The sequence below is a fragment of the Rhodococcus sp. T7 genome (assembly GCF_009872365.1).
In the GTDB taxonomy this organism is placed as follows: Bacteria; Actinomycetota; Actinomycetes; order Mycobacteriales; family Mycobacteriaceae; genus Rhodococcus_F.
In genome coordinates, this window is record NZ_WXYH01000009.1 from 18,754 (window position 1) to 27,269 (window position 8,516).

Consider the following 8,516-nt stretch of genomic DNA (forward strand, 5'->3'; position numbering starts at 1 on the left):
GACATGTGGGTCGCGCGGCGGGAGTTGGTTGAGACGACGCCGCACCGGTACTGGGGGTGGCGCCTCTCGATGCGGCCTCTCGACGTCTTTCTCGCTCAGCTCCTACAGTTCCAGTGCCAACTCCTGGACGGGCCGAACGGAAAGGGCGGTTCCGGCGTCGACGATCCGTGTGCGGAGAAGAGTTCGGTGCTCACTGAGGCCGACGATGTGCTCGCTTCCCTTATCGCGAGCGACCCGGCGGCCACCGCGCTGGTGGAACTGCGCGAGCGGATCTCCGGTGCGCTGTCGGGTCCAGTCCGCTCCGTGAGCGGATCCCTCTTCATCGACTGGGGCATCGTGACGCTGCCCTCGGGAGGCTACGTGCCTATCGACCCTACCCAGCCGCTGGAGGCACAACTGCACGCCATGATGGGCCCCGGGGTGGACCTGCGCTTCTGCGCTGTGCGTCCTGACTACATCCCCGAGGCCCTGCAAGAGGCCCAGCACATGGAACGCATCTCGCTCTTCCAGGGGATCGACAACCCGAGCGCCATCGAGGAGGTCGACATCCTCGTGCCCGGCGGATTGGTCACCGAAACGAGCACCGCGGTCGAGGCGTTCGAGGGCCGGCTCAGGATCCTGCCCGCGGTCAGGAAGGACGATCGGGGCTACACCCGCGGCTCGGTCCTGACGCTCGCCGCTGTCGCGAGGGATCACATACAGCCTGGTTGGTCGTGGACGCTTGCCGCTCATGGCGAAGTACCGCCCCAATTGGCTGTCGGCGGCCTGGTTGCCGCCGTATTCAATGGATTCCGGTTCGCCGACGAAGACGGCGATGCGCGACGGGAAGCGAATGGCGGGCTCCACGTGGAGGTGGACGATGTGCACGACGCCATCCTCGCCGACGTCGCGTTCTACCAGCGCTTGACACGCGAAGGTGTACGGGCTCGGGAACGCCACGAACGTGCGGTCATCGGTGCTGTAGCCCCAGATCGACGCCTCAGGGACGAGCGCCGACAACTCATCGGCATTTGGTTCGATGTCGAAACCGATCGCGACCTGCGCGAGGTGCCGATCGGAGGACAGGCTGCACTGCGCTTGCGGGCGACGACCTATGCCCGCGGGAACACCGAGCCGCTGCTGTTAGATGCCCAGATCACCGGGTCGCTGGTCGTGACAGATAGGAGATCCCGGCACGCTCCTGGGGGCTCTCGTGTCATCGACCTTGTGACTGAGGTCAACGGAGCCGTTGATCCCCTCGCCATCGTCGCCGGGCAGGAGCATGATTTGCCGCCGCAGCGTATCAAGGGCGTGTCACTCGACTGGCGAATCGGCGTATCGAGTCTGGGCGTGCGCATCCTCAACGTTTCCCTTGGCAGGGGTCATGGCGGAGCCCGCGCCATGTTCGATGACAGAGGAGACCCCCGCCAGGTCCATGGGCTCTTGTCGATGGAGCGGCGAGGCGATTCGCCAATGTTCGCCGGGGACTGGACCCCCCTCGCCGCTGCGGCCAGTGGTGACAGCGACTCCACTCGTGCGGTGGGGCTGGAACTGGAGCTGAGCGAGTCACCGGGCGCACTCGACATCGGAGCTCGGGGACGCAGCCTCGGTGAGGCAGTGATCGACATCATCGGCGCCGAACTCGCTGATCGGGATAGAGACGCGAGCTTCACCACTGTTGCCCGATACCGACTGTTCGACGCCGAACGCGGCAGCACAAGCGCGGTTACGCCGCAAACCGATTGGGTGATGTTCCATCGCCGGCGGACCAGGATATGCGCCGGACCAAGCGAGCTTCCCAAGGCCATCCGTCGAATCCGATGGCTCCATGCCGTCACCGACGACAGAAGTGATCTGCAACGGTTCGCCTCGTTGGCGGGGCGATGGGAAGAACATGGCGACACCGGCCGGGTGAGAGTGCAAGACCGGGTCGACCAACTCGGCTTCAAGGAAGTTGCTGTAGCGGAGTTCCTCGAGCAGAGCACCGAGCTCGCGTCGTCGCGGGTCGCGCTCCGCGCGGCGTGGAGTGCCGCGCCGCGCGGTAGTCACCTCATCACTGGGGTGGTTGCGTCACCGCCCACGAGCGACGGCGAGCAGGTCGACCTCGGCCGCCTCGGGACCGCGACCTCGGCCGTCGCCGATCTCATCGACACGAGCCACATGCGGACGTCGGTGACCTCGGCGATTCCCCCAGAGTTCCAGGTGACCGGCATCGACGGAGTCTTCTTCACCGTCGGCTTCCAACCGCCCGAGGCTGACTTTTCCCGGGTATTGCTCGTTCGGCTGTCGGAAGACGAATTCGACAAGATCGTGACTGGGCTGCAAAGGTTCGACGAGGTGACGCAACAAGACCTTGATGACCTCCTGAGGGAGCGACCGGAGGACGTCTTCGTGGCCGTGTTCGTTGGCACCGAACTCGAGAACCCGGACAATCTCGGCGAGTGGGCAGAAACTGGGCCGCCGGTCGACTTCGGCGTGTTCGGGTTGGCCTCGTCGATCCAGAACACGCCCGACGCCGACGCCGAGCTGGTCACCGGGTGGACGGAGGCAGTGCAGCGACCCTTCGGTCTGCAAAGCTTCCAACCGATCGCCCCCGTCGGAGACCTCCGGTGGTCGATCGACGACTGGGTGATGATCGTCTTTCTCGTTGGAAAAACTATCTGACTGACTCGATCGACACGTGGGCTAAGCGCAGAAGCCCACGTGTGAGGAACTTCGCCAGCCACTTGTCACACGAGGGTCGGTGAGAACACTTGGCGCACGTCGCCGAAGACCGCCGCTACATCCCGGTTCCCGCCGAGCCGGACACGGGGTGACAACCGTACGCTGCCCTGCGCGCCTCCGTGGAAGCGAAATAGGCGTCGCCGGCGAATCCGGCGATTATTCGTTCGGTCCCCAACGCCGACAGGTGCCGGTGGCCAGCGCCGGCGGTGCCGAAAGAGGAGCGGTGCAAGAAGTGAATTGCCGCGGCTCTCGGCGAGCGACGTTCGTCGACTTGAGAGTTCACCGGATGGGTCAACCGGGAATTGCCCATAGTTTCAAAACAGGAGGGACTTCAGTGATATTTGTATTCGTCCGGCATGGGGCGCGCACCGACCAAAAACTGAGCGCAAGGGGAAGTTATCAGATGCATATCTTGGCCAAAGCACTTGCCGTCCAAGAACTCTGCCCGACCCACATCTTCTCGAGCGAGGCGGATCACGCGCTTGAGTCAGCCAGGATTCTTTCAAAGGAACTGTCCGACAAGGTGGACCCAATAAAACTAGAGGCACTCAAGCCAGAAGGTGGGCCAAGCGGGATCGACGTACTAGTCGGGCAGATCGAAGGCACGGGCGCAGCCCTTTCAGGCGCAAGCGCTGTGGTGATAGTGGTAGGCCACGAAGGTCGGCTTAGTGATCTCGTCACCGACGTGTCCGGCAATCGGGAGCATCCCATCGCGCATGGCGGCGCGGTGTGCATCCAGGGGTCGGCTCTCGCCGATTTTCAAGCTGGACGCGGCAGGGTTCACTACCGGTATCCGACGGTGGACTACCAGGAGGACAAGTTGCGCCCAAAGGTGCAGTCAAAGATGGTGGTGTCTACTTTCCTCGCAGGATTCGTGTTCACGGCATTGAACGCACTCCTGCTCGAAGAGAAGGAATGGCCGTGGCACCGGGTAGTGGCAGCGGTAGCCCTGACCGTGTCCCTGGCGCTCTTCGTCGCAGCGGTTTACGCGTACGACCAGATCGGAACACCATCAGGTTTCTTGACAGACAACAATCCGCGAGGATTACAAAGGAAGCTGAGCAACTGGCGCGAGCGGCGACTTGACAAGAAGTGGATCAAACTTTACAAGATGAATTCCTGCAGAATGACGGAAGAGGAAAAAGGGCTGTGGGCGGACGATGACCGGGCCTTCTCTTGACCCGCCGAGACGGGTTAACTTACTGGCTGATGGTTCGAACATCAAGGCTCGTTTTCACGCCCGCAGTCCTCGTGGCCCTGGCAGCGTTCGTGTTCGTTCTCGTGGGAACCGGAACGTTGGTCGTGACCGTAGTCAGTGGCATCGCCCTGCTGCTGGCACTTGGCTATGCCGCGTTCCGTAGACCAGACCTGGGTGCCGACTGACGCACTCGAGAAATCCACCGGCATGCAACGCAGGGTAGAACCGCCCACGACGACACGTCAGGGCGGCGATCCTCGACACCCAGTCCGCGGCGCTGAACGCGCTTCTGAGGGCGGTGGGCCCGGATCGGGACCTGGAAACGGCCCTGTGGGCGCTGCCGGGCATCGGCCAGACGAAGGCAACCAAGCTGATCGCCCGCAAACGCCCCCGGCTCTACCCGATCTGGGGTGCGTCCAGCAGAACACGAGAGGAGTGGCTATGAGTTCGAGGTAGTCGATCTTGTCGTGTTCGTAAGCTCGTCGTCGCTTGCCGGTGAAAGTCCGGTCCGGGTAGCTGCCAGGAGGCCCGGTAGCAGACTGGCGGCTCGGTCTGGAAACGAGTCGGGTCGGAGCCCAGTGTCGAAAGCCCTGTAATAGGGGGAGCGAAGATGCGGCCGGTGGCATGAAGCGAAACCTGCGGCGTCGTTAGGGTAGCCCGCCCTTTGGGTGGGAAAGAGAGAGTGCCGAGCCCGCTCCATCAGGGTGAAGGCCACGGAAGGTGCCCAAGACCTTTCAAGTGCAGGCACCGAAGGACTCCTCGGCGTATGGGGTGTTCGAACGTATCGATAGTGGCGGCGGGGTACCGGGGGAGGCCCTCCCCGGCCCGGGGAACCTGCGGATTGGTGTTACCCGGGAGCAACGCGCCCTATAACCGGTAATCGAAGGAAGTGGGTGGCGTGCCGGGTGGGCGTCGGAGGCGGCCGTAGTACTGCTTGAGCCGCGCGGACAACGGTGAGAGAAGGGCCGCTGCTTCGTCGATGTGTATTTCTGTTTTGGAGGGGCTCGGTGAGTTCGCCGGTGCGGGATCTTCTCCCGCAAATCAGGTTCGTGCCTTGCAGTATGCGCTGTACCGGGCGGCCAAGGCCGATCCCAGGCGAGAAGTTTCATGCGCTTTGGGACAAGGTCTGTCGCAGAGACGTCCTGTGGCGTGGGTGGTTGCGGTGTGCGCGACGGCCAGCAGGTACTCATTGACGAGTCCTGGCGGGGCCGACGGTGGGTGGTCGAGACGGACATCACCACTTGCTTCTCGGCGATTCAGCACGAGAAGTGGACGTTTTCGGTCCTGACATGTGGCTGCCTGGATGGGTGCTCCGTCAGATTCCCATGCGCATGGCCGTGTCCTTCCCGAGAACGACCACGAGGACGCGACGGACTCCCTTCGTGACGACATCGGTGAGTGGCGGGAAGGCGAGATCGCGATATGAACTGTGTTCGAAGAACTTGTAGACGAGGATGGGGATCGTTGACATCGAGGACAGTATCCAGCGGACGGCGAGCGTGGTGCCGGATGGTGCGGTGACGCTCGCCGACGTATGGGCGGCCGCTGCGGCCAGCGTGACGGCGGCGAGCAGCAGACCGGCCACGTATACCACGGCCGTGATCTTGCTCTTGTTGCGGTGTAATGCCATTGCGACACTGATGCCTACCGTCGCCGCCGCGGCAAGTGCGGTGGCAGGGATCTGTGGGTCCGATCCCCATATTGCGCAGACCGCGAGAGCTCCGGTGGCCAATGCGGTGAGCAACGCGATGTTCCATGGGGCGTGGAGCCTGCTCGCGTATTTGAGCCATTTCTGGCTTCGTCCGTCCACCTCGATGATCGGCTGTAGGGGTTCCTGCGTCGGTGCCGGCAGCGGTGCGAATCTCCGTGTCGTGTTCAGGAGCAAGAGCCGAAGGTGCGGTTTCTGGGCGATGTCTCTGCGGTAGTAGTAGGTGCTCCCGTCGTGCTCACGGACGAACGTGCCGCCCTCGAGACACCACGTCATCGAGACGAAGAGGATGCCCAGCGAAAGCGTATACAACGCGAATACGGCCAGGAACATTGTGTCGACGGGTAGGGACATGTGAAAGGGGTTGCCCAAGGTCCAGTTCCACGGCCAAGTCCACTGCCACGGGATGTCCCGGGTTCCGGAGCCGCCGGTAGCCGGCAGTGTGATGCCGAGCACCGTTCGCAACGGATACCCGAGTCCGACGACCAGTGACACGAGCACAGTGACGGAGGACGGCGACGTCTGTAGAGGGCCTTGAGTTGTGGGTACGTACCCGTTCCGTTCCATGCCTCGGAGAATCTCGTAAACAGCGGCGAGCCCGAAAACCCCGAGCAGCATCGGAAGCATGTGGTGGAAGAACGAGACAAACGGGAGTGCGCATGCGAGCACAGCCAGAAAGAGACGTACCGAGATGACGCACGAGACGAGGATGACGACAGGGCGAATGTCGGATGTCGTGGGGTCGAGCGGTATCCGACCGCGCTGTCCCGCGGCCGGAGCCTGCATGTCCTCGCCCAGGCCTCGCAGATCGTTCCACTGATAGCGGGCTTGGTAAACAAGCACTTCGAGCACCAGCCACAGGACGACGACTCGTGGCCAGAAGTATTCGAGCTCGGCGGTCTCGGGTCGTACAGCCACGAGAACCAGGGCGCCGATCGGAAAAAACGGCGCCTTGGACAGGTCTGCCGGCCGGGGGAGAATCAGGTACGACGCGAGGCTTCGTCTACGCGACGTCGAAGCCGTCCCGTCTACCGAGGGAGTGAGTGGTTCCAACGATCGGCGATGCGCATCGTCGACGAGGTTCTGGAAGTACCGCTTTCCTCTCACGGTGGCGTTGACGGACTCCATCAGAATCAGGGCCGTGGCGGCGCCGTAGAAGACGATCATGGTGAATTTCAGATAGATGTCGAACGTGCTGGCCATGTACATGACGAGTCCGATGAATACCGCGCCGACCGAGAAAAAGATGATCATCGTCAGTATGCGCGGGATTCGCGTACCTTGGCCTAGCGATCGCAACGTCACCTGTATTTCCTGGTAGGACATGACCGTGAGCCGGGGGTAGTTGTCGAGTGTGGGCGGTGAGGGTAGTTCCTTACGGAGCTGACGTTCCAGTGCACGAATGTAGAAGCTGCGCACGGCCGCCTGGGAGCCGACGATCTGTAGCAAACAGATCAGAGCCAGTGGCACGAGCGGTGCCGCTGCCGAGATCCAGTCAGGCATCCGGAGCGTTGGGTTCTCACCGCTGATGCTGGCGACGAGCGCGCCGAGCAGGGTCAATGTGGCGACCACGGCTCGGAAGAGGGTGGTTTGCTGGTTGAGGAGCTCGCGTTCGTCATCCCGCGCCGAGGTGTAGTCGGCGAGTAGTACGTCGAGATGCCTGTCGCTTCCGTTCATCGGCACCTTTCGGAAGGCGTGGCGAACGCAGTCTAAGCAGGATGCTAACCGGAGATTCGGGGTCGGGGAGGGGTTGGCGAATTTCTCCGGCGTCATCGTCTGTCTGCTGCTTGTTCTTCTTCCCGGACTGAAACTGCCGGGTGTCTTCGGCCCTGCAGCACCTCTGTTCGTTAACACCTCTGTTCGTTGGCGCCTTTGTTCGTTGGGCCCCGGGTGCTATTCGGGTTGGTTGAGGGCGTCGGTGATGCGGTCGTGGACCGTAGGTTTCGAGGACCTTCTTCGTCTTCGGAGTGAATGGGATGTGCCCGGCGGAAGGGGCGGAGCCCTCCGGTGCGCTGACGCCCTGGAGTTTGCTCTCGAGGGCCGGGGCGGTGACCCCCCATGAGGTCAGCGCTGCCGTTCCGGGGCCGCCGGCGTCGAGGATCCCGACGAGCAGGTGGTCGGTGCCGACGGAGTTCTGGTAGTGGGTGCGGGCGGCGCCGGCGGCGAGGACGACCACCTGACGGGCTTGATCGGAGAATCTCTCGAACACCATGACGCGCTCCCTCCCCAGGCGTCGCCGCGAGCGACGCGATCCGCTGCTGAATCTCTGCTGTTCATTCTGGGTGGTGTGCAGGTGGTGATGGGTGGGACCGATGTGACCTCGGCACCCGTGGGCGTAATGGTGCTGTGACCTGGTGTGATGACATGTCCCCGGTTTGTGATGTGGAGGTGTCGGGGGAGTGCCGGCACCGGGGTGCCGGCGGGCGCGCGGGTGCCCGTTTCGTCCGATTTCGAGCTATTTTTGAAAGGTGTTGATTGACAACATGTTTCGGTAACTTATTGGTGAATAAGTGTTTACGTGTGTTGTGCACAAACGTCAGGTTGTAAGGTTCGTAACTCGTTGTCGATGAACAATTTTGGGTGTTATTAGACTTTCGACTGTTTTGGGTTGCGTGGGGGTGGGGTGGTATGCTGTGGGTATGACATGGAGCGGCGCGGGAAGGCGAGTGGGCGGCGGGTCGGGCACACCCTCCCGCCTCCCCAGCTTCGTTGGGGCGTGGGGGACCGGATCGAACGTTCCGAGTAAAAGTGAGGTGAGAAACCTAATCTCGGGAAATTCAGAGGAGCGGAAGCGACTCGATCGACGGAAACGGGAATGGACCCACCGCGAGCCGCGCAGCGGCTCCCTGGCGGGGAGCGAAGCGAAGTGGAGCCGACGGCCGGCGCGCAGAGCCGGGAGAAGCGAGA

General features: G+C 62.7%; 7 protein-coding genes. 5 read left to right on the forward strand and 2 right to left on the reverse strand.

The features are described 5' to 3' along the window. The first annotated feature begins 3 nt into the window (after nucleotides 1-3). The 4 genes from MLGJGCBP_RS01225 (at nucleotide 4) to MLGJGCBP_RS01240 (ending at nucleotide 4,346) form a co-directional block, all read left to right on the forward strand. On the forward strand, nucleotides 4-2,643 hold the full coding sequence (locus tag MLGJGCBP_RS01225) for a hypothetical protein (protein ID WP_160093755.1): 2,640 nt from the start codon (nucleotides 4-6) through the stop codon (nucleotides 2,641-2,643). 250 nt (nucleotides 2,644-2,893) lie between these two features. Beyond that, entirely contained in the window at nucleotides 2,894-3,883 is a 990-nt protein-coding gene (locus MLGJGCBP_RS01230) for a histidine phosphatase family protein (RefSeq protein WP_236580862.1), read from the forward strand. 29 nt (nucleotides 3,884-3,912) lie between these two features. Next, nucleotides 3,913-4,086 (forward strand): hypothetical protein, encoded by a 174-nt coding sequence (locus MLGJGCBP_RS01235; RefSeq protein ID WP_160093757.1) that lies wholly within the window; start codon nucleotides 3,913-3,915, stop codon nucleotides 4,084-4,086. Between the two features lie 113 nt (nucleotides 4,087-4,199). Beyond that, complete coding sequence (locus MLGJGCBP_RS01240) at nucleotides 4,200-4,346, forward strand: DUF6308 family protein (protein WP_160093758.1); 147 nt, start codon at nucleotides 4,200-4,202, stop codon at nucleotides 4,344-4,346. A gap of 870 nt (nucleotides 4,347-5,216) precedes the next feature. Here MLGJGCBP_RS01240 and MLGJGCBP_RS01245 read toward each other — a convergent pair. Further along, a complete protein-coding gene (locus MLGJGCBP_RS01245) occupies nucleotides 5,217-7,286 on the reverse strand; it encodes a hypothetical protein (protein ID WP_160093759.1) in 2,070 nt (689 codons plus the stop codon). After that, nucleotides 7,225-7,821 (reverse strand): Clp protease N-terminal domain-containing protein, encoded by a 597-nt coding sequence (locus tag MLGJGCBP_RS51270; RefSeq protein ID WP_236580863.1) that lies wholly within the window; start codon nucleotides 7,819-7,821, stop codon nucleotides 7,225-7,227. Before MLGJGCBP_RS51270 ends, MLGJGCBP_RS01245 begins: the two co-directional genes overlap by 62 nt. On the opposite strand from MLGJGCBP_RS51270, the gene MLGJGCBP_RS01255 reads away from it, so the two are divergent. Continuing rightward, nucleotides 7,723-7,959, forward strand: a complete 237-nt coding sequence (locus MLGJGCBP_RS01255) for a hypothetical protein (protein ID WP_160093760.1) — start codon at nucleotides 7,723-7,725, stop codon at nucleotides 7,957-7,959. The genes MLGJGCBP_RS51270 and MLGJGCBP_RS01255 overlap by 99 nt on opposite strands. Nucleotides 7,960-8,516: the final 557 nt, after the last annotated feature.

Excerpts from the sequence above, each read along its gene's own strand:
- MLGJGCBP_RS01225 (WP_160093755.1), top strand. The coding sequence starts at position 4 with ATGTGGGTCGCGCGGCGGGAGTTGGTTGAGACGACGCCGCACCGGTAC.
- MLGJGCBP_RS51270 (WP_236580863.1), bottom strand. The coding sequence starts at position 7,821 with ATGGTGTTCGAGAGATTCTCCGATCAAGCCCGTCAGGTGGTCGTCCTC.
- MLGJGCBP_RS01245 (WP_160093759.1), bottom strand. The coding sequence starts at position 7,286 with ATGAACGGAAGCGACAGGCATCTCGACGTACTACTCGCCGACTACACC.
- MLGJGCBP_RS01235 (WP_160093757.1), top strand. The coding sequence starts at position 3,913 with ATGGTTCGAACATCAAGGCTCGTTTTCACGCCCGCAGTCCTCGTGGCC.